Origin of the sequence: Arenimonas caeni (genome assembly GCF_003024235.1) — a bacterium.
Lineage (GTDB): Bacteria > Pseudomonadota > Gammaproteobacteria > Xanthomonadales > Xanthomonadaceae > Arenimonas > Arenimonas caeni.
The window spans coordinates 14,714-33,174 of record NZ_KZ679089.1; the positions used below are offsets into that span (position 1 = coordinate 14,714).

The 18,461-nt window shown below is 70.8% G+C and carries 16 protein-coding genes; 8 read left to right on the plus strand and 8 right to left on the minus strand.

The features are described 5' to 3' along the window. Positions 1-10 precede the first annotated feature (10 nt). The 4 genes from C6N40_RS07445 to rpsU all read right to left on the minus strand — a co-directional run bounded on the left by C6N40_RS07445 (position 11) and on the right by rpsU (position 4,758). Complete coding sequence (locus C6N40_RS07445; RefSeq protein ID WP_106990390.1) at positions 11-1,957, minus strand: S9 family peptidase; 1,947 nt, start codon at positions 1,955-1,957, stop codon at positions 11-13. A gap of 88 nt (positions 1,958-2,045) precedes the next feature. Further along, complete coding sequence (gene dnaG, locus C6N40_RS07450) at positions 2,046-3,779, minus strand: DNA primase (RefSeq protein ID WP_106990391.1); 1,734 nt, start codon at positions 3,777-3,779, stop codon at positions 2,046-2,048. A gap of 198 nt (positions 3,780-3,977) precedes the next feature. After that, on the minus strand, positions 3,978-4,424 hold the full coding sequence (locus C6N40_RS07455; RefSeq protein ID WP_106990392.1) for a GatB/YqeY domain-containing protein: 447 nt from the start codon (positions 4,422-4,424) through the stop codon (positions 3,978-3,980). A gap of 118 nt (positions 4,425-4,542) precedes the next feature. Beyond that, on the minus strand, positions 4,543-4,758 hold the full coding sequence (gene rpsU / locus C6N40_RS07460; protein WP_002808376.1) for a 30S ribosomal protein S21: 216 nt from the start codon (positions 4,756-4,758) through the stop codon (positions 4,543-4,545). Positions 4,759-4,894: 136 nt separating this feature from the next. On the opposite strand from rpsU, the gene tsaD reads away from it, so the two are divergent. From tsaD to C6N40_RS07480, 4 genes are all read left to right on the plus strand, one after another. Beyond that, the gene (tsaD, locus tag C6N40_RS07465; protein ID WP_106990393.1) at positions 4,895-5,908 is read left to right on the plus strand and encodes a tRNA (adenosine(37)-N6)-threonylcarbamoyltransferase complex transferase subunit TsaD; all 1,014 of its coding nucleotides are present in this window, start codon (positions 4,895-4,897) and stop codon (positions 5,906-5,908) included. Positions 5,909-5,922: 14 nt separating this feature from the next. Beyond that, positions 5,923-6,279: a dihydroneopterin aldolase gene (gene folB / locus C6N40_RS07470; RefSeq protein WP_106990394.1), complete on the plus strand. Its 357-nt coding sequence runs from the start codon at positions 5,923-5,925 to the stop codon at positions 6,277-6,279. Next, the gene (gene folK / locus C6N40_RS07475; RefSeq protein WP_106990395.1) at positions 6,276-6,767 is read left to right on the plus strand and encodes a 2-amino-4-hydroxy-6-hydroxymethyldihydropteridine diphosphokinase; all 492 of its coding nucleotides are present in this window, start codon (positions 6,276-6,278) and stop codon (positions 6,765-6,767) included. The genes folB and folK overlap by 4 nt, the downstream gene beginning before the upstream one ends. Positions 6,768-6,892: 125 nt before the next feature. Continuing rightward, positions 6,893-7,726 (plus strand): DUF6159 family protein, encoded by an 834-nt coding sequence (locus C6N40_RS07480; protein ID WP_106990396.1) that lies wholly within the window; start codon positions 6,893-6,895, stop codon positions 7,724-7,726. Between the two features lie 85 nt (positions 7,727-7,811). On the opposite strand, the gene C6N40_RS07485 is transcribed toward C6N40_RS07480, so the two are convergent. Then, the gene (locus tag C6N40_RS07485; RefSeq protein ID WP_106990397.1) at positions 7,812-8,552 is read right to left on the minus strand and encodes a pteridine reductase; all 741 of its coding nucleotides are present in this window, start codon (positions 8,550-8,552) and stop codon (positions 7,812-7,814) included. A 55-nt stretch (positions 8,553-8,607) separates the two neighbouring features. Between C6N40_RS07485 and C6N40_RS07490 the strand changes: the two genes are divergently transcribed. Then, positions 8,608-9,792, plus strand: coding sequence for a class I SAM-dependent methyltransferase (locus C6N40_RS07490; protein ID WP_106990398.1), 1,185 nt, complete (start codon positions 8,608-8,610; stop codon positions 9,790-9,792). Further along, entirely contained in the window at positions 9,789-10,196 is a 408-nt protein-coding gene (locus C6N40_RS07495; protein ID WP_106990399.1) for a VanZ family protein, read from the plus strand. The genes C6N40_RS07490 and C6N40_RS07495 overlap by 4 nt, the downstream gene beginning before the upstream one ends. Before the next feature lie 69 nt (positions 10,197-10,265). Here C6N40_RS07495 and C6N40_RS07500 read toward each other — a convergent pair whose 3' ends face one another. Genes C6N40_RS07500 through C6N40_RS07510 form a run of 3 tightly spaced genes read right to left on the minus strand, consistent with a single transcriptional unit; the run spans position 10,266 to position 14,425 of the window. Further along, positions 10,266-11,492, minus strand: coding sequence for a multifunctional CCA addition/repair protein (locus tag C6N40_RS07500; RefSeq protein WP_106990400.1), 1,227 nt, complete (start codon positions 11,490-11,492; stop codon positions 10,266-10,268). Between the two features lie 3 nt (positions 11,493-11,495). Beyond that, positions 11,496-12,437, minus strand: coding sequence for a complex I NDUFA9 subunit family protein (locus C6N40_RS07505; protein WP_106990401.1), 942 nt, complete (start codon positions 12,435-12,437; stop codon positions 11,496-11,498). Continuing rightward, a complete protein-coding gene (locus C6N40_RS07510; protein WP_106990402.1) occupies positions 12,434-14,425 on the minus strand; it encodes a transglycosylase SLT domain-containing protein in 1,992 nt (663 codons plus the stop codon). Before C6N40_RS07510 ends, C6N40_RS07505 begins: the two co-directional genes overlap by 4 nt. A gap of 36 nt (positions 14,426-14,461) precedes the next feature. Here C6N40_RS07510 and C6N40_RS07515 point away from each other — a divergent pair, with 36 nt between their 5' ends. Beyond that, positions 14,462-15,259 (plus strand): sulfite exporter TauE/SafE family protein, encoded by a 798-nt coding sequence (locus C6N40_RS07515; RefSeq protein WP_106990403.1) that lies wholly within the window; start codon positions 14,462-14,464, stop codon positions 15,257-15,259. A 140-nt stretch (positions 15,260-15,399) separates the two neighbouring features. Continuing rightward, positions 15,400-18,273, plus strand: coding sequence for a TonB-dependent receptor plug domain-containing protein (locus tag C6N40_RS07520; protein ID WP_106990404.1), 2,874 nt, complete (start codon positions 15,400-15,402; stop codon positions 18,271-18,273). The last annotated feature ends 188 nt before the right edge of the window (positions 18,274-18,461 follow it).

Sequence of the window (18,461 nt, forward strand, 5' to 3'; positions counted from 1 at the left end):
CGCCAAGTCGTCACTCCGCCAGCAGGTGCTTCTGCCAGAACAGGATCGCCGCGGCGCCGAAGTAGTCGCTGTTGGTCTTTTTGCGGAAGCCGTGGCCTTCGTCCATGAACATCAGGTACCAGACCTCGCCGCCGTTGCCGCGCACGGCCTTCACGATCTGCTCGGCCTCGGTCCAGGGCACGCGCGGGTCGTTGTAGCCCTGGGCCACGAACAGCGGCGAGGTGATGCGGTGCGCGTTGTTGAGCGGCGCGATGCGGTCGTGGAAGGCCTTGATCTCCGGGATGCGTTCATCGCCGTACTCGGCCCGGCGCAGGTCGCGGCGGTAGTCCTCGGTGTTCTCGAGGAAGGTGCCGAAGTCGGAGATGCCCACGATGTCGATGCCGGCCCGGATGCGGTCGTTGTAGTCGACCATCGAGGCCAGCACCATGTAGCCGCCGTAGCTGCCGCCCATCACGCCCACGCGCCCGGCGTCGAGCTCGGGGCGGGTGGCGATCCAGTCGAGCAGGGCGCCGATGTCCTTCACCGAGTCCTTGCGCAGCAGGCCGTTGTCGAGCTGCAGGTAGGTCTTGCCGTAGCCGGCCGAGCCGCGCACGTTCGGCACCAGCACCGCCACCTTGAGTTCCTCGAGCAGGAACTGCGTGGTCGGGTTGAAGGTGGGCAGGGCCTGGGACTCGGGGCCACCGTGGATGCTCACCACCACCGGGAACGGGCCATCGCCCTCGGGGCGGTAGTAGAAGGCCGGGATGGTGCGCGGCTTGCCGTCCACCTCGTCGAAGGTGGCGAAGCGCACCAGCTCGGGCGCACGGAAGCGCGAGGCGTCCAGGCCGCCCACTTCGCTGCCGGTCCAGCGCGTCATCTTGGGCGCGGCGGCGGCGAGGTCGATCACGTAGACGTCGCTGGGCGAGGTGGCGCTGTTGAGCGTCACCGCCAGCTGGCGCCCGTCGGGCGAGAAGGCGAGGTTGCCGATCACGCCGATCGGCAGCCCGGGCAGGACCAGCTCACGATGGCCGGGCAGGGCAAGCACATGCAGCTTGCTGATGCCGTCCTCGTTGGCCGCATAGGCCAGGGTCTTGCCGTCGCTGGCGATGTCGAGGTCGGTGACGTTCCAGGGAATGTGCCCGCTGATGAGCGTGGGCGCGCCGTCCTCGGGGTCGTGGTGGCGCAGGGTGAGGAACTCGCGCTGCTCGTCGGAGACGTAGTACACGCTGCGGCCGTCGGGCGCGTAGCGGAAGGCGCTGAAGGCGGCCTTGCCGCCCTCGACCGGGAACAGCTCGAGCTTGCCCGTGGCCAGGTCCACTTCGCCCGGGTAGGCCTCGTTGATCGAGACGTACTTCATCACCAGCAGGCGCTTGCCGTCGGGCGAGAAGTCCATCGCCGTCCACATGCCGCCTTCCTGCAGCACGATGCGAGACTGGCCGGTGGCCATGTCGCGCACCCACAGGTCGTAGTCAGTGCCGTTGCGGGCGGTGCTGGCCCAGGCCAGCTGCGCGCCGTCGTGGGAGAACAGCGGCCGGGTGTTCTGGCTGCGGCCGCCGTCGGTGAGCATCGTCACCTCGCGCGTATCGATGTCGAACCAGAACAGTTGCCAGAACTCCGAGCCGCCCACGTCCTTGCCGAACACGAAGCCGTTCTTGCCGGGCGCCGGCGTCACCGCGCTCAGCGGCTCGCGGTAGAAGGTGAGCTGTTCGCGCATGCCCAGCGGCGCGGCCACGCGGTGCACCTGGTTGGTTTCACCGAAGCGCGTGCCGACCAGCACGCTGCCGTCGGGCAGCCAGCCGCTGAAGCTGGCGCCGCGGGTGTTCTGGTAGCGGTCCAGGCGCTCGACCAGTTCGGCCGGCACCTCGGGCAGGTTCTCGCTGACCCGGTTGCCGACCTCGACGCGTTCGACGGCGGCGGTGTCGGCCAGGGCAGGCGGCGCAAGCAGCGCCGTGGTGAGCAGCAGGGCAGTCAGTCGCATCCTCGGTTCCCCGTGTGGCTGGATAACCGAGGATATATGCATTGGGGACGGGTGCAATTAAGGCTTCACCTTAATTGCACCCGTCCCCTTACTTTGACGTCAGCAGGTCGCGAAGCTCGGTTTTTTCGGCGTCGGAGAGGCTGGCGCTGCCGGCCTCGCGGATGCGGGCCTGCAGTTCCTCGACGCGCTGGGCGCGGACCTGGCGGTCGAGCTGGGCCAGGGCGTCGACGATTTCGGCGCGCCAGCCGGCCTCGTCGCCGGGGAAGGCCTGCAGGGCGAGCTTTTGCAGCGCCGCGCCTTCCTCGCGCTCGGCGAAGTGCTCGAGCACTGCGCCGGTGGTGATGCCGGGGCGTGACTTGGCCAGTTGCACCAGTTCCACCAGCAGCGGGATACCGGGCTGGCGCAGCGCGCCGAACAGGTAGGGCGGCTCGATCGCCTCGGCCAGCGTGGGCTTTTGCAGCAGCAGGGCGATGGCCGTGCGCACCAGGCTGCGCTTGGGCGCCGGCGCGCCGCCGCGCGCGGGGCGCATCGACGGGGCGGGGCGCGCGGGCGCGGCGGCCTCCTCGCGCCGGCCGACGCCGGTGAGTTCGGTCAGGCGCTGCAGCATCAGGTCGCGGAAGGCGCCGTCGGGGATCCCCGCCAGCAGCGGCTTGGCGCGCTCGGCCAGGCGCGCCTTGCCCTCCATGCCGGCGAGGTTCACGTCCTTGGACAGTTCGGCGTAGAAGAACTCGCTCAGCGGCGTGGCCGTGGCCAGGCGCGCATCGAAACCGGCCGCGCCTTCCTTGCGCACGATGGTGTCCGGATCTTCGCCTTCGGGCAGGAACAGGAAGAAGGCCTGGCGGCCGTCGCGCATGCGCGGCAGCACCGACTCGAGCGCCTTCCAGGCCGCGCCGCGGCCGGCGCGGTCGCCGTCGAAGCAGAAATAGACGTCGGCGGCGTTGCGGAACAGCAGCTCGGCGTGGTCGGGCGTGGTGGCCGTACCCAGCGTGGCCACGGCGGTGTTCACGCCGTACTGGAACAGCGCCACCACGTCCATGTAGCCCTCGACCACCACCAGCCGCGGGATCTTCGCGTGCGCCTGGCGCACCTGCCACAGGCCATAGAGCTCGCGGCCCTTGTGGAACAGCGGCGTCTCGGGCGAGTTGAGGTACTTCGGGCCGTCGTCCTTCTCCAGCACGCGGCCGCCGAAGGCGATCACGCGGCCGCGGCGGTCGTGGATGGGGAACATCACCCGGTCGCGGAACTTGTCGTAGACGCGGCCGGCGTCGTTGCGCGAGAACAGGCCCACTTTTTCGAGCAGGGCCAGGCGGCGCTCGTCGGTGCCCAGCGCCGACTTCAGCCCTTCCCAGCCGTCGGGCGCGTAGCCGATACCGAAACGGGCCTGGTTGTCCGCGTCCACGCCGCGGCGCTCGAGGTAGGCCCTGGCCTTGCTGCTCTCGCGCAGCTGCTGCTGGAAGTACCTGGCCGCCGCGTCCACCGCGCCGTACAGATCGCGCGACTCGCCGCTCTCGTTGCGCTGGCGGGTGTCGCGCGGCACTTCCATGCCGGCGCGCTTGGCGAGTTCCTCGACGGCGTCGAGGAACTCGAGCCGGTCGTAGTTCATCAGGAAGCTGATGGCGGTGCCGTGCGCGCCGCAGCCGAAGCAGTGGTAGAACTGCTTGGTCGGCGACACCGTGAACGAGGGCGAGCGCTCGTCGTGGAACGGGCAGCGCGCCGAATATTCCCGGCCCTGGCGTTTGAGCGGGACGCGCGAACCCACGACCTCGACGATGTCCGTCCGGGCCAGCAGGTCGTCAATGAACGCGTCGGGTATCCGTGCCATCGCCGCCTAGCATGCCCCAAAACCTTGCGGTCGCGTCGGGGGTGGGGGTTCGAATTTCGAACGCGGATAAACGCGGATAAAAAGCAATAAACGCGGATAGAGCGAAACCACTCAAAGAGCTTTTGCCCTATCCGCGTTTATCCGCGGCCATCGGCTCTGATCCGCGTTCAGAGTTCGAACCCCGGACCCCGGCGAGGGTCAGCCGGCGAGGGCTTTCTTGACGAGGGCGGAGACCAGGCCCATGTCGGCCTGGCCGGCCAGGCGCGGCTTGAGCACGGCCATCAGCTTGCCCATGTCGGCCGGGCCCGCGGCGCCGGTTTCGGCCTTGGCGGCGGCCACGGCGGCCTCGACCTCGGCCTCCGACATCTTCGCCGGCAGGTAGGTCTCGATCACCGTCAGCTCGTAGCGCTCGATGGCGGCCAGGTCCTCGCGGCCGGCGCCCTCGTATTGGCTGATCGAGTCCTTGCGCTGCTTGACCATCTTCTCAAGCACGGCCAGCACCAGCGCGTCGGTCATCTCGACCCGCTCGTCGACTTCCTTCTGCTTGATCGCGGCGTTGATCAGGCGGATGACGGCCAGGCGCTCCTTGTCGCCCGACTTCATCGCGGCCTTCATGTCTTCGGTCAGCTGGGTCTTGAGGCTCATCGGGATTCTCCGGAATTCAGAAACACAAAAAGCCGGCCGCGACGAACGCAGGCCGGCTTTCGGCTCACCTTGGAAGTGCGGCCATGGATGGCCGCTCTTCCCGCGCAGGATGCGCGGATCAGTAAAGCCGCTGGCGCTTGGTGACGTCGCGCGAGCTGCGGCGCAGCTGGCGCTTCACCGCGGCGGCGGCCTTGCGCTTGCGCTCCTGGGTCGGCTTCTCGTAGAACTCGCGCTTGCGGGTTTCGGCGAGCACGCCGGCCTTCTCGCAAGTGCGCTTGAAGCGACGCAGCGCAAACTCAAACGGCTCGTTTTCGCGGACTTTGACAGACGGCATTTTCGATTCCTGGGGCTGTGGTTGTCGCACGGCCGGGCCGGCGAGCCGCGTATGATACGCGGGTCCCCGGCCGGCAGGCAAGCCGGACCGGTCTTTTCCCCTTGAATCCGGCCCAAAAGCCCCGAGAAACAGGCACATGCGCGTCCTCGGCATCGAAACCAGCTGTGACGAGACCGGCGTGGCGGTGTACGACACCCGCCGCGGCCTGCTCGCGCACGCCCTGTTCAGCCAGGTCGCCCTGCATGCCGAGTACGGCGGCGTGGTGCCCGAACTGGCCAGCCGCGACCACGTCCGCAAGCTCCTGCCCCTGGTGCGCCAGGTGCTGGCCGAGGCCGGGCTGGCCCCGGCCGACCTCGACGGCGTGGCCTACACCGCCGGCCCCGGCCTGGTGGGCGCCCTGATGGTGGGCGCCGCCGCCGGCCGCGCCCTGGCCTGGGCCCTGGACCTGCCGGCCGTCGGGGTGCACCACATGGAGGGCCACCTGCTGGCGCCCCTGCTCGAGGACTCCACCCTCAAGCCGCCCTTCGTGGCCCTGCTGGTCTCGGGCGGCCACACCCAGCTGGTCGAAGTGCAGGGCATCGGCGAGTACCGCCTGCTGGGCGAAACCCTCGACGACGCCGCCGGCGAGGCCTTCGACAAGACCGCCAAGCTCATGGGCCTGCCTTACCCCGGCGGCCCGGAGCTGGCCCGGCTGGCCGAAACCGGCCGCCCCGGCGTCTTCGTGTTCTCCCGGCCCATGACCGACCGGCCGGGCCTGGATTTCAGCTTCTCGGGCCTCAAGACCCAGGTGCTGCTGGCCTGGCAGGCCTCCGACCAGGCCCCGCAGACCCGCGCCGACATCGCCCGCGGCTTCGAGGACGCAGTGGTCGAGACCCTGGCCATCAAGTGCCAGCGCGCGCTCGAGCAGACCGGCATCGGCACCCTGGTGGTGGCCGGTGGCGTCGGCGCCAACACCCGCCTGCGCGCCCGGCTGCAGGCCATGGCGGAAAAGCGCCGCGGCCGCGTCTGCTTCCCGCGCCCGGCCTTCTGCACCGACAACGGCGCCATGATCGCCTTCGCCGGCGCGCTGCGCCTGCAGGCCGGCCAGTCTGAAGCCCCGGCCGTCACCGTGACGCCACGCTGGGACATGGCAAGCTTGCCGCCGGTTTGAATCCTGGGAATCACATGGACAAGGTCTTCATCGAGGCGCTCGAGATCGAGTGCGTGATCGGCATCTACGACTGGGAGCGCAAGATCCGGCAGCCCGTCGTGCTCGACATCGAGATGGCGTTCGACAACCGCAAGCCCGCGGCCACCGACGACATCGCCGACACGCTCGACTACAAGGCCGTGTCCAAGCGCCTGATCCAGTACGTGTCCGAGTCCAGCTTCGGCCTGGTCGAAACGCTGGCCGAGCGCTGCGCGGAGATCATCACCGGCGAATTCGGCGTCGCCCACGTGCGCCTGAAGCTGAGTAAGCCCGGCGCCGTGCGCGGCTCGAAGGCCGTGGGCGTGATCATCGAGCGCAGCCGCGCCGCGTGAGCACCGCCTGGCTGAGCCTGGGCAGCAACCTGGCGCCAGAAGCCAACCTGCGCGCCGCCGCCGCGGCGCTGCGCGAGCGCTTCGGCGCCGTGGTCTTCTCGCCCGTGTACCGGACGCCGGCGGTGGGCTTCGAGGGCCCGGACTTCCTCAATGCCGCGGCGATCATCGAAACCGACCTCGATCCGTTCGCGCTCAACGACTGGCTGCACGCACTCGAGGACGCCATGGGCCGCGACCGCAGCGGCCCGCGCTTCTCGAGCCGGCCGATCGACATCGACATCGTCTTCTACGACGCGCTCGTCCTGAAGGGCCCGGGCAACCTCGAACTGCCCCGGCCCGAGCTGCGCCACGCCTTCGTGCTCCGGCCGCTGGCCGACATCGCGCCGGCTTACCGCGTGCCCGGGGACGGGCGGACGCTGGCGGAGTTGTGGGCGGCGCACCCCGAGGCCGCCAGCCCGCCCGCGACGGACGCGTTGCTGCTGGGGTGAAAGGCGGGGGTCGGAGGTAATTTGCCTCCGGCAAACTACCTCCGACCCCCGCCCGGGTGACTTCCGGCCTTGCGCCGCCGCCCCCCCGACGTATCATCGAGGCCGTCTATCGGGGAGGACGCACCATGTTCGACAAACTCTCGCGCAGCTGGCACCTGGTCAAGGCCAGCGCCGGCGTGCTGCGCAGCGACAAGGAACTGCTGGTGTTCCCGGTCATCTCGGCCGTGGCCAGCCTGGTCGTCGCGGCCACCTTCCTGCTGCCCATGTTCGGCGCCGGCCTGCTCGAGGGCGACGACGTGGGGCCGGTGACGGGCGTGCTGCTGTTCCTGTTCTACCTGTGCCAGTACTTCGTCATCTTCTTCTTCAACACCGCCCTGGTGGGCGCGGCGATGATCCGCCTCGAGGGCGGCGACCCGACCGTGGCCGATGGCCTGCGCATCGCCCGCTCCAAGTTCATGGCCATCCTCGGCTACGCGGCCATCGCCGCCACCGTCGGCCTGATCCTGCGCTCGCTGCAGGAGCGCGCCGGCTTCCTCGGCCGCATTGTCGTTGGCCTGCTCGGCATGGCCTGGACCTTCGCCACCTTCCTGGTGGTGCCGATCCTGGTCAGCCGCGACGTCGGCCCGATCGACGCGCTCAAGGAAAGCGTAACCCTGCTCAAGCGCACCTGGGGCGAGAACCTGGCCGGCAACGTCGGCATCAACTTGGCCTTCGGCCTGCTGACCACGGCGGTGGTGATCCTGGGCATCGCCCTGGTGGTGGGCGCGGCGATGGTGGGCGGCGCGACGCTGGCGCTGGTGGTCGCGGCCTTCGCGGTCGTCGCCGTGGCCTTCGTGGCCGTGGTGCAGGCCGCGCTGTCGGGCATCTACTCGGCCGCGGTCTACCGCTATGCCGTCGACGGCCAGGCGCCCGAGGGTTTCAGCGGCGGCGAACTCCAGGACGCCTTCCGCCAGAAATAACCAGGAGGGGGACGGAGGTAATTTCCCTCGAGTTGTCCCCGGCCCTCGGCGACATCTCGAGGGAAATTACCTCCGTCCCCTGCCTTCACAAATTCAGCGAGCGGCCGCCGTCCACGCGGATCACCTGCCCGGTGGTGTAACGCGCGTCCTGCAACAACCACCGCACCGCCTCCGCCACGTCGTCCGGATCGCCGGCGCGCCGCAGCGCGGTGGCGGCCAGCATCGCCGCCTTCTCGTGTTCAGCCTTGCCTTCCTCGGGCCACATCACCGCGCCCGGCGCGACGGCGTTCACCCGCACCTCGGGGCCCAGTTCCTTCGCCAGCGACTGGGTCATCATCAGCAGCGCGGCCTTGGCCATGCAGTAGAGCGTGTGCCGGGCCAGCGGCCGCTCGCCGTAGATGTCGCCAAGGTTGACGATGGCGCCACCGGCCGCGCGCAGCGTCGGCGCCGCAGCCTGGGCCAGGAAGAAGGGCGCGCGGGCGTTGGCGGCGAACAGCTCGTCCCAGTCGGCCGGCGTGGCCGCGCCGAGCGGCGTGGGCCGGAAGCTGCTGGCGTTGTTGACCAGGGCGTCGAGGCGGCCGAAGCGGTCCAGCGTGGCCTGCACCAGGCGCACGGGCGCGTCGTCGTCGGCCAGCTCGGCCTGCAGCACCAGCACGCTGCCGGGGCGCTGGCCTTCGAGTCCGGCGACCAGCGCGGCCATCTCGGCGCCGGAGCGGCGGTGGTGCAGGGCCAGGTCGTAGCCGGCCGCGTGCAGCCGGCGGGCGATCTGCGCGCCAACGCGCTTGGCGGCGCCGGTGACCAGGGCAACGGGGCGTGGATTGGGCATTCGGAGGCTCCGGGATTTGCCGGTATCCTGCGCGCTGGCAGATGAAGATTCCAACATGAGTGCGCAAATGCCGGCCCCTTCGGCCGAAGCCCGGGCCCACAGCGAGCGCCTGCAGGCCCACATCCGCGACCAGGTCCGCGCCGCCGGTGGCGCCATCCCGTTCTCGCGCTACATGGAGCTGGCGCTGTACGCGCCCGGCCTGGGCTACTACAGCGCCGGTGCCCGCAAGTTCGGCGCGGCCGGCGACTTCGTCACTTCGCCCGAGCTCGGCCCGGTGTTCGCCGAGTGCGTGGCCGGCTGCGCGATGCAGGTCTTCGGCCAGCTCGGCGGCCGCTGCGACTTCGTCGAACTCGGCGGCGGCAGCGGCGCCTTCGCCGAAGCGGCGCTGCGCCACCTGCATGCCAACGACGCGCTGCCGGCGCATTACCGCATCCTCGAGCCCAGCGCCGACCTGCGCGAGCGGCAGATGGAGCGGCTGCGCGAGGCCCTGCCGCCGGCGGTGTTCAACCGCGTCGGCTGGCTCGACGGCCCGCCCGGGCGCGAATGGCGCGGTTTCCTGTTCGCCAACGAGGTGGTCGATGCGCTGCCGACGCCGCGTTTCGCGATGCGCGCCGGCGAGGTGTACGAGCAGTACGTGGCGCTCGATGCCGGGGGGCGTTTCACCCTGGTCGAGCAGCCCGCCGACGCCCTGCTGCACGCGGCCGTGCGACATGTCGAACGCTACGTCGGCGCGCCCTTCGCCGAAGGCTACTGCTCCGAGCTGCTGGTGCAGCTGCCCTACTGGATCCAGGCGGTCGGCGGCCTGCTGCACGACGGCGCGATGCTGTTCGTCGACTATGGCTACCCGCGCGCCGAGTACTACCTGCCCGAGCGCAGCGACGGCACCCTGGTGTGCCACCGCCAGCACCGCGCGCACGACGATCCCTTCGACCTGCCGGGCCTGACCGACATCACCGCCTTCGTCGACTTCACCGCCCTGGCCGAGGCCGGCGTGGGCGCTGGCTTCGACCTGGCCGGCTACAGCTCGCAGTCGGGCTTCCTGATGGCCAACGGCCTGGCCGACCGGCTGGCCGGCATCGGCGAAATCGACGACCCGGTCGAGCGGCTGCGGCGCACCAACGAGGTCAAGCGCCTGATGCTGCCGGGCGAGATGGGCGAACGCTTCCAGGCCATGGCCTTCCAGCGTGGCGTCGACATCCGCCCGCTGTTCGCGGCCGGCGACCTGAGCCACCGCCTGTGAGGCTGCGCGATTTCCGGCAGCCGGCGCTGTGGCTCGGCATCTGGGTGTTCGGCTGGGCGCTGTGCATCACGCTCTCGCTGGTGCCGGCGATCGGGCTGCCGGGGCCGCAGGGCTCGGACAAGATCGGCCACTTCCTCGCCTACTTCACCCTCACCGCCTGGGCGGTGCTCACCTTCCGCTCGCGCCGCGCGCACCTGCTGGCGGCACTGGCGCTGGTGGGCCTGGGCGTGGCGATGGAGTTCGCGCAGGCGCAGCTGACCACGGTGCGCCTGGGCGACGTGCGCGACGCGCTGGCGAACACGCTGGGCGTGGCGACGGGGTTGGCGCTGACGTTCACGCCGCTGGCGCGCTTGCTCGAGTGGCTCGACGGCCGCCTGTTCACCCGCGGCGCGCGCAATTCGTAGGAGCGCCTTCAGGCGCGAATCACTTCATTGCCGAAGGCAAAGCCAAAAGATTCGCGCCTGAAGGCGCTCCTACAGGGAGTTCTTCGCGGCGTGGATGGCTTCGATGCGCGCCTTGCGCAGCCACTCGCCCACGGCCGGGCCGCTCAGGCCCTTGGCCACGGCGTGGCCGGCGGAGACCGCCGCGGCGGCCTCGTGCAGGGCCACCAGCAGGCGCCCCGAGGGGTAGTCGTTCTCCTCGCGGCCCAGGCGCCCGCGCGAGTCGGCCTCGCACACCAGGGCCAGCTGCTTCACCCGCTGCGGCTTGCGGAAGGCGTCGCAGCGCGAGAACAGTTCGTGCACGGTGTCCGGTCGAAGTTCGGCCAGGCGGTGCACGTTGAGGTGTTCGCGGCAGGCGATCTCGGCCACCGCCGCGTACTCGGCCGGCACCTTGTAGCGCGCGCACACCGCCCGCAGCGGCCGCACGCCCGAATGTTCGTGCCCGATGTGGCGGGGCAGCCTGTCCTTCGGGGTCAGCGCCTTGCCCAGGTCGTGCACCAGCGCTGCGAAACCCACCAGCGCATCGCCCGGCGCCAGCCGCGCGGCCATGTCCAGCACCATCTGCACGTGGATGCCGGTGTCCACTTCCGGGTGGTATTCCGGGCGCTGCGGTACGCCGTAAAGCGCGTCCACCTCCGGCAGCAGCTTCGCCAGCGCGCCGCATTCGCGCAGCAGGGCGATGGCCGCCGACGGGCGCGGCATCTCCAGCGATTTCTTCAGTTCCTGCCAGACGCGCTCGGGCACCAGGTGGTCCACTTCGCCGGCGGCGACCATGTCGCGCATCAGCGCCAGGGTTTCCGGCGCGACGCTGAAACCCAGGGGGGCGAAGCGCGCCAGGAAGCGCGCCGCGCGCAGGATGCGCACCGGGTCTTCGGCGAAGGCCGGCGAGACGTGGCGCAGCACGCGCGCCTCGAGGTCGCGCGCGCCGCCGAAGGGATCGACCAGCGTGCCGTCCTCGGCTTCGGCGATGGCGTTGATGGTGAAGTCGCGCCGCGCCAGGTCCTGCTCGAGCGTCACGTCGGGCGCGGCGTGGAAGACGAAGCCGTGGTAACCCGGCGCGGTCTTGCGCTCGGTGCGGGCGAGCGCGTGTTCCTCTTTCGTTTCCGCGTGCAGGAAGACCGGGAAGTCCTTGCCCACCGGCAGGTAGCCGGCGCGGACCATGTCGGCGGGCGTGCTGCCCACCACCACCCAATCGCGGTCGCCGCCCGGCAGGCCGAGCAGCCGGTCACGCACCGCGCCGCCGACCAGGTAGCGGCGCATGGTTCAGCGCGCCGCGCGGTAGCGCGCGTACCGGGCCTGGCGGTCGGCGACGTGGCCCAGGATGGCCGGCAGCTGGGTCGCCACGCGGGTGGGCGTGATGCCCAGCCGGTGCAGGCCGTCGATGCCGCCGACCGAGTCGGTCTTGAGCGAGCGGAAGTTGTCGGACGAGAAGGGCTTGCCCGGCACGAAGTCGAACACGAAGGCCTGCAGGCGGCCGAGCGCGTCTGGCAGCGGCAGCACCAGGCGGCGCATGCCGAGCTGGCGCGCGGTCATGCGAACGACCTGGCCGAGCGTGAACACGTCCGGCCCGTAGAGTTCGTAGACCTCGCCGAAGCTGCGGCGGTCCTTGAGCGTGCGCACCATCGCCTCGACCACGTCGCCGACGAACACCGGCGCGAACCGGGAGCGGGCCCGCGCCAGCGGCAGCACCGGCGCCAGCTTGAGCAGGGCGGCGAAACGGCAGAAGAGGCCGTCGCCCGGGCCGAAGATCACCGAGGGCTCGAAGATGGTCCAGTCCAGGCCCGAGGACTTCACCGCCGCCTCGGCTTCGCCGCGCGACTTGAGGTAGTGGCTGTGGCCGCGGCCGGCGTTGAGCGAGCTCATCTGCAGCAGGCGGCGCACGCCGGCCAGCTGCATGGCGGCGACCACCAGCTTGGTCAGTTCGACGTGGGCACGGCGGAAGCCGCGGCCGTTGTCGCCCTTTTCGTTGAGGATGCCCACCAGGTTCACCACCGCATCGGCGCCGGTGAAGGCCTCGCGCAGCACGCCGGGGTCGTAGACGTCCACCTCGCGCAGCGCCACGCCCGGCGGCAGCAGGCGGTCCGGGTGCGGGCCGATGTTGCGGCTGAGCAGGGTGATGCGGTGGCCTTCGGCGGCGAGCCGGGCCAGCAGGTGGCGGCCGACGAAGCCGGTGCCACCGAGGACGACGATATTGAGCGGGGTCATGGAGGGGTTCCTGGACCGGACGGGGTGGGGCAGGTGAAGGGCCGGCGCGCGGAAGCGGGTACGGTGCGGCCGAGCAGTCGCTGGCTCACCGGCACGGCGCTGCCCTCGAGGCGCCAGTCGTAGATGACGCTGAAGGCCAGTACGCGTGCCACGTACTCGCGGGTTTCCTTGTAGGTCGCGGTCTCGATCCAGAAATCGGGGTCGAAGCCGGGACGGTCGCGGTTCCAGCGCATCACCGGCGCGGGTCCGGCATTGTAGGCCGCGATCGCCTGGTAGGCGATGCCGCCGTGCTGGTCGAGCTCGTGGCGCAGGTGGGCGATGCCCAGCTGCAGGTTCAGTTCCGGCCGGTACAGGCTGTCGGCGCCGGTCCAGGGCACGCGGATCTTGCGCGCGGTGCGTTCGGCGGTGGAGGGCAGCAGCTGCATCAGGCCGCGGGCGTTGGCGTGCGAGCGGGCCAGCGGCATGAAGGCGCTCTCGGCGCGCGTCTGCGCCGCCACCCAGGCCGGGTCGAGGTCGCGCAGCCTGGCCTCGCGGCGCAGCACCGCCTCGTGGTGCAGCGGGAAGCGCAGCGAATAGTGGCGCAGGTCCTCGGGCGAATCGCCGATGGTGAACACGGCCCGGTCGTACCAGTGCGCGTCGCGCGCGAACTCGATCGCGACCTTGCGCTCGTCCGGCGTCAGCACCCGCAGCAGCGCCGACCACTCGCGGGTCGCCAGCGTGCTGCGCCCGATCGTGAACAGCTCCAGCGCGCGCACCACGCCCGGGTGCGTGGCCACGCGCGCGCGCAGCGCCGGGTCGGTGGACGGTTCGATCGGGCACAGCGTGTACGGGCTGCCCAGGCGGTCGGCTGCCATGAAGCCGTGGAAAGTGGCCGTGCCGGCCGCGCGCCCGTAGAGCCCGCGCGCCGCCTCGGACTGGCCCAGGCGCTCGCGCAGGCGCGCCTCGAAGTACTGCCAGCGCGGATCGTCGCGCTGCGGCGCGGGCATGAATTCGATGGCCGCCAGCGCGCCGGCGTCGTCGCCGCGGGCCATGGCCTCGCGTACGCGCCACTCGTACAGGCGCTCGTCGTAGGCGGCGCGCGGCACCTTCGCCAGGCGCTCGCGGGCGCCGGGCAGGTAGGAGGCCACCGTCCACAGCGCCACTTCGTAGAGCACCTTGCCGCGCGCGGTCTCGCCCAGGTCGAGCGCGGCATCGAGCGTGGCCAGCTGGGCTTCGGCGGCGTCCGGCGAGCGGCGCGCCAGCCGGGCCAGCCCCTCGGCCACGACCGCGCGGCTGCGCGCGTCCTTCGGCCAGCCGGCGGCGCGCGCGTGCGGGGAATCGATGAAATCGGCGTAGTCATTCGCCAGCTTCGCTTCCGCCCCGGGCAGGTCGCGGGCAAGGAAGCGCGCCAGGCCGGTCTGGCCGCCCAGCAGGGCCAGCTCGATGCGCTGCCAGCGCATGCCGGCGTCGATCTGCCCCAGCGCCTGCAGCGAGGCGAAGGGCGTATCGCAGCTGGCCGGCAGCGACTCGCCGCGCAGCCACAGCGCCTTGCCGTCGGCGATCCACTGCGGATCGGTGGCGCCGGTGGCCAGGCGCGCGGCCAGGTGGGCGCAGCGCAGCTCCAGCGAGTCGGCCGGGCGCCAGTCGGCCAGCAGGTCGGGCCAGCGCTGGTGGGTGGCCAGGTGCTGCAGCCAGGCCGATCGCAGCCATTCGCCGGCGGGCTCGCCTTCGTAACGGCGCAGGGCGGCGCGGATGTCGCCGGCCGGCACCGAGGCCATCTGCCGGCGCAGCTGCACCACTTCCACCCAGGGCAGCAGCGGATGGTCCTTGACCCGGGCCAGGTCGGTTAGGCTCAGCTGCCCGCCCTCGGCCAGCCGGAAGGCCTCGAGGATGGCGGGCCGCTCGCCGCCCAGGTCGGCCGGCCGCGGCAGCGGCTGCGGTGCCTGCGCCAGGGTCGTGGGGGCCGCCAGGGCCAGCAAAAGGACAACAAGAGGAAACCGTCGCGACATGGCCAAGAGTCTAGCCCAAGCCCCCGAGCGGCCCGCATGAGCGCGGCCTGGCTGCTCTACCTGGCGCTGGGCGCCGTGGCCGGGGTGCTGGCTGGCCTGCTGGGCATCGGCGGCGGCCTGGTGCTGGTGGCGGCCCTGGTCTGGCTGCTGCCCACCCAGGGCGTGCCGGCGGAGCTGGCCGTACACGTGGCCCTGGCCACCGCCCTGGCCAGCATCGTGCTCACCGGGCTCAGTTCGGCGCGCAGCCACCATCGCCGCGGCAGCGTGCTGTGGCCGACGGTGGCCTGGCTGGTGCCGGGCCTGCTGGTCGGCGGCTGGCTGGGCAGCGGCCTGGCGGTGCGGCTCGACGGCGACTGGCTGCGCTGGCTGATCGCCGGCTACTGCGGCCTGGCGGCACTGCAGATGGCCCTGGACTGGCCGCGCTCGCGCACGGAGCGCGCCGGGCCGCCGCGCGGCCCGGCCTATACCGCCGCCGGCGGCGGCATCGGTGCGATCTCGGCCCTGGTCGGCATCGGCGGCGGTTCGATGACCGTGCCGCTGCTGGTGTGGCGCGGCGTGCGGCCCGTGCGGGCGGTGGGTACCTCCAGCGCCTGCGGCGTCGCCATCGCGCTCGCCAGCGCCGCCGGCTACGCCCTGCAGGGGGCGCCATCGGGGCTGCCCGCGGGTAGCTGGGGTTACGTCTACCTGCCGGCGGCGGCCGGCATCGCCCTGGCCTCGGTGCTCTGCGCGCCGCTGGGCACGCGCGTGGCGCACGCCATCAGCGGTTCGGCCCTGCGCAGGGTGTTCGCGGCCTTCCTGGCCCTGGTCGGCGCGAGCGTTTTTTTCGCACCCTGAACGGAACGAGGGCCTGTGGACCGGTTGCACTAACCGGGTGAGCGCTAACGATTCTTGTTGCTTTTGAACGCTTTCCTTACAACCGGAGGGGCCGGCGCATTGGGGGCAAGGTGCCGGGCCATCCAACCTGAGGGAAGCCAATGAAGACCATCCGCAACTCCCGCCTGGCGCAGGCGGTTCGCGGCGCGTTGCTGTTCGCCATGCTGCCGGCCGTGGCCGTGGCCCAGGACGAGGCCGCCGAGGAGATCAAGACGCTCGATCGCGTCGAAGTCACCGGCACGCGCCTGAAGACCTCCGAGGCCGAAGGCCTGGTGCCGGTGCAGCGCATCACCCGTGCAGACATCGAGCGCACCGGCCTGACTTCCGTGGCCGACATCATCCAGTCGCTCACTGGCTCGGGTTCGGCGCTCAACACCAAGTTCAACTCCAGCGGCAACTTCGGCTTCCCGCCGGACGGCAGCGGCGTCGGCGCGGGTTCCGCGCAGGCCGACCTGCGCCACCTGGGTTCCAAGCGCGTGCTCGTGCTCGTCGACGGCATCCGCTGGGTGAACGAAGCCTCGGCCTCGGGCGTCGGCGCGGCTACCGACCTCAACACGATCCCGTTGGCCATCATCGACCGCATCGAGGTGCTGGAGGACGGCGCGTCCTCGCTCTACGGTTCGGACGCCATCGCCGGCGTGATCAACATCATCACCCGCAAGGACTTCGAGGGCATCTCGGTCAACGCCCAGGTCGGCCAGTACGGCGAGGGCGACGGCACCACCAAGTCGATCGACTTCGCCTGGGGCGGCGGCACCGAGCGCGTCAATGTCTTCCTGGGCCTGAGCTACACCGACCAGGACGTGATCTATTCGCGCGACCGTGAACAGGCGGCCTTCCCGGTGCCGGGCACCGGCGTGGCCTTCGGCAGCTCGGGCACGCCCACGGGACGCTTCATCTTCATCGACCCGAACACGCTGGCCGAATACGACGTCACGCCCAACGACGGCGCCAGCAACCCGGTCTTCGACCCCTCGCAGACGGGCTGCAGCCGCACCGACGACTACCACTGCTTCGGCACCGCCGATCGCTTCAACTTCGCGCAGTACAACCTGCTGCTGACGCCGTCCGAGCGCGTCGGCGCCTTCGGCCAGGTGCGCTTCCAGTTCAGCGAAGCCGTCAGCGGCTACGCCAAGGTGTTGTACAACCGCCGCAAGTCGACCAACCAGGCCGCGCCCGAGCCGCTGTTCTTCGGCCCCGAGGCCGGCACCGGCAACCCGCTGGCCGACAACATCTTCATTTCGGCGCTCAACCCCTACAACCCGTTCGGCTTCGACCTCGATTCGGCCACCAACCTCATCCTGATCGGCCGCCGCCCGGTGGAAGGCGGGGCGCGCGTGTTCGAGCAGGAGGTCGACACCTGGTACGTGGGCGCCGGCCTGGAGGGCGCGTTCAACGCCGGGGAGCGCACGCTCTACTGGGACGTGAACCTCGCCGTCAGCGAGAACAAGGCCGAGCAGGCCAACTACGGCAGCTACAACATCCGCAAGATCGCGCTGGCGCTGGGTGACCCGGCGGCCTGCGCCGCGGTGGCCGGCTGCGTGCCGCTGAACATCTTCGGCGGCCCGGGCACGATCACCCCGGAGATGCTGGCCTGGATACAGCCGGTGGTGCGCGACCGCAGCCAGAACGAGCTGGCCCTGTTCACCGCCAACCTGTCGGGCAGCCTGTTCGATCTTCCGGCAGGCTCGGTGGACTTCGCCACCGGCTTCGAACACCGCCGCCTCGAGGGCTGGTACCAGCCCGACGCGCTGACCATCGCCGGTGACTACAACGGCGTGCCCTCGCTGCCCACCTCGGGCAAGTACGACGTGAGCGAACTGTTCGTCGAGCTCAACTTCCCGCTCTACGAGGACAGCGCCATCGGCCAGCGGCTCGACCTGACGGTGGCCGGGCGTTACTCCGACTACTCCACCGGCATCTCGGAGGTCACGCCCAAGGTCGGCCTGCGCTTCCAGCTGGCCGAGGAACTGGTGCTTCGCGCCAGCTACGCCGAGGGTTTCCGCGCGCCGTCGATCGGCGAACTGTTCGGCTCGGCCAGCCGCTTCGACGCCCAGCTCAACGACCCGTGCTCGACGCCGCTGCTCGATCCGTCCCTGGCCGGCAACTGCGCGACCCTGGGCGTGCCGGCCAACTACCAGCAGCCCAACCCGCAGATCTCGATCACCACGGGCGGCAACGACCAACTTGATCCGGAGACGTCCAAGAGCTTCGCGACCGGCTTCATCTGGAGCCCGTCCTTCCTCGAGAACTCGACGGCCGCCGAGCGGGTGGACTTCGAAGTCACCTATTACCGGCATGAGATCGAGGGCGCCATCCAGGCCATCGACGCCCAGACCCAGCTCGACTTGTGCGTGCAGACCCTCGATGCCCTGTACTGCGACGGCATCACCCGCGCCCCGACCGGCGGCATCAACGGCTTCAACAACCGCCTGACCAACCTCGGCACGATCAAGACCGACGGCTGGGACATCGACCTGGTGTGGGTGTTCCCGGCCTCCGACATCGGCCAGTTCAAGGCCGCCTGGCGCAACACGCTGGTGGGCGACTACGAGGCGGTCGGCGCCGCCGGCCAGGTGCAGCCGCAGGGCCCCGGCATCGAGGTGGTCGACAGCGCCATCCCGGAGTGGACCTCGAACTTCTCGCTCGACTGGTCGCGTGGCGGCTGGAGCGCGGGCTGGACGATGCGCTACATCAGCGAGCTGCGCGAGGAGTGCGGCAACGCGGTCTCCTTCCCGGTCTGCTCGAACCCGGCCACCGGCATCAACGTGCTCGAGGCCACCACCTACCACGACCTGCAGGTGGGCTACCGGTTCGAGGAGTTCCACGACCTGGGCCTGACCTTCGGCGTGAACAACGTCTTCGACAAGGATCCGCCGATCTGCCTGTCGTGCTCGCTCAACGGCTATGACGCGTCCACCTACGACATCCCGGGTGGCCGCTTCTTCTACGTGCGCGCCGACATCAGGTTCTGAGGCAAAAGGGGGCGGGTGCACTTCCGGAAGGGAAAGGCACCCGTCCCCGTTACGGTGGTTCCCAAGGGCCGCGGGGCAACCCGCGGCTCTTCGCGTTTCCGGGGCGCTGTCGCAGGCCTGTCGGGTCCGTGGCGGGGTCCTGTCGTCACGGAGCGGCGGCTGGGGCAGGATGATGGTGCGGTTCCCAC

Coding starts and splice junctions, on each gene's coding strand:
- C6N40_RS07445 (WP_106990390.1), bottom strand. CDS start 1,957: ATGCGACTGACTGCCCTGCTGCTCACCACGGCGCTGCTTGCGCCGCCT.
- dnaG (WP_106990391.1), bottom strand. CDS start 3,779: ATGGCACGGATACCCGACGCGTTCATTGACGACCTGCTGGCCCGGACG.
- C6N40_RS07455 (WP_106990392.1), bottom strand. CDS start 4,424: ATGAGCCTCAAGACCCAGCTGACCGAAGACATGAAGGCCGCGATGAAG.
- rpsU (WP_002808376.1), bottom strand. CDS start 4,758: ATGCCGTCTGTCAAAGTCCGCGAAAACGAGCCGTTTGAGTTTGCGCTG.
- tsaD (WP_106990393.1), top strand. CDS start 4,895: ATGCGCGTCCTCGGCATCGAAACCAGCTGTGACGAGACCGGCGTGGCG.
- folB (WP_106990394.1), top strand. CDS start 5,923: ATGGACAAGGTCTTCATCGAGGCGCTCGAGATCGAGTGCGTGATCGGC.
- C6N40_RS07480 (WP_106990396.1), top strand. CDS start 6,893: ATGTTCGACAAACTCTCGCGCAGCTGGCACCTGGTCAAGGCCAGCGCC.
- C6N40_RS07485 (WP_106990397.1), bottom strand. CDS start 8,552: ATGCCCAATCCACGCCCCGTTGCCCTGGTCACCGGCGCCGCCAAGCGC.
- C6N40_RS07490 (WP_106990398.1), top strand. CDS start 8,608: ATGAGTGCGCAAATGCCGGCCCCTTCGGCCGAAGCCCGGGCCCACAGC.
- C6N40_RS07500 (WP_106990400.1), bottom strand. CDS start 11,492: ATGCGCCGCTACCTGGTCGGCGGCGCGGTGCGTGACCGGCTGCTCGGC.
- C6N40_RS07505 (WP_106990401.1), bottom strand. CDS start 12,437: ATGACCCCGCTCAATATCGTCGTCCTCGGTGGCACCGGCTTCGTCGGC.
- C6N40_RS07510 (WP_106990402.1), bottom strand. CDS start 14,425: ATGTCGCGACGGTTTCCTCTTGTTGTCCTTTTGCTGGCCCTGGCGGCC.
- C6N40_RS07515 (WP_106990403.1), top strand. CDS start 14,462: ATGAGCGCGGCCTGGCTGCTCTACCTGGCGCTGGGCGCCGTGGCCGGG.
- C6N40_RS07520 (WP_106990404.1), top strand. CDS start 15,400: ATGAAGACCATCCGCAACTCCCGCCTGGCGCAGGCGGTTCGCGGCGCG.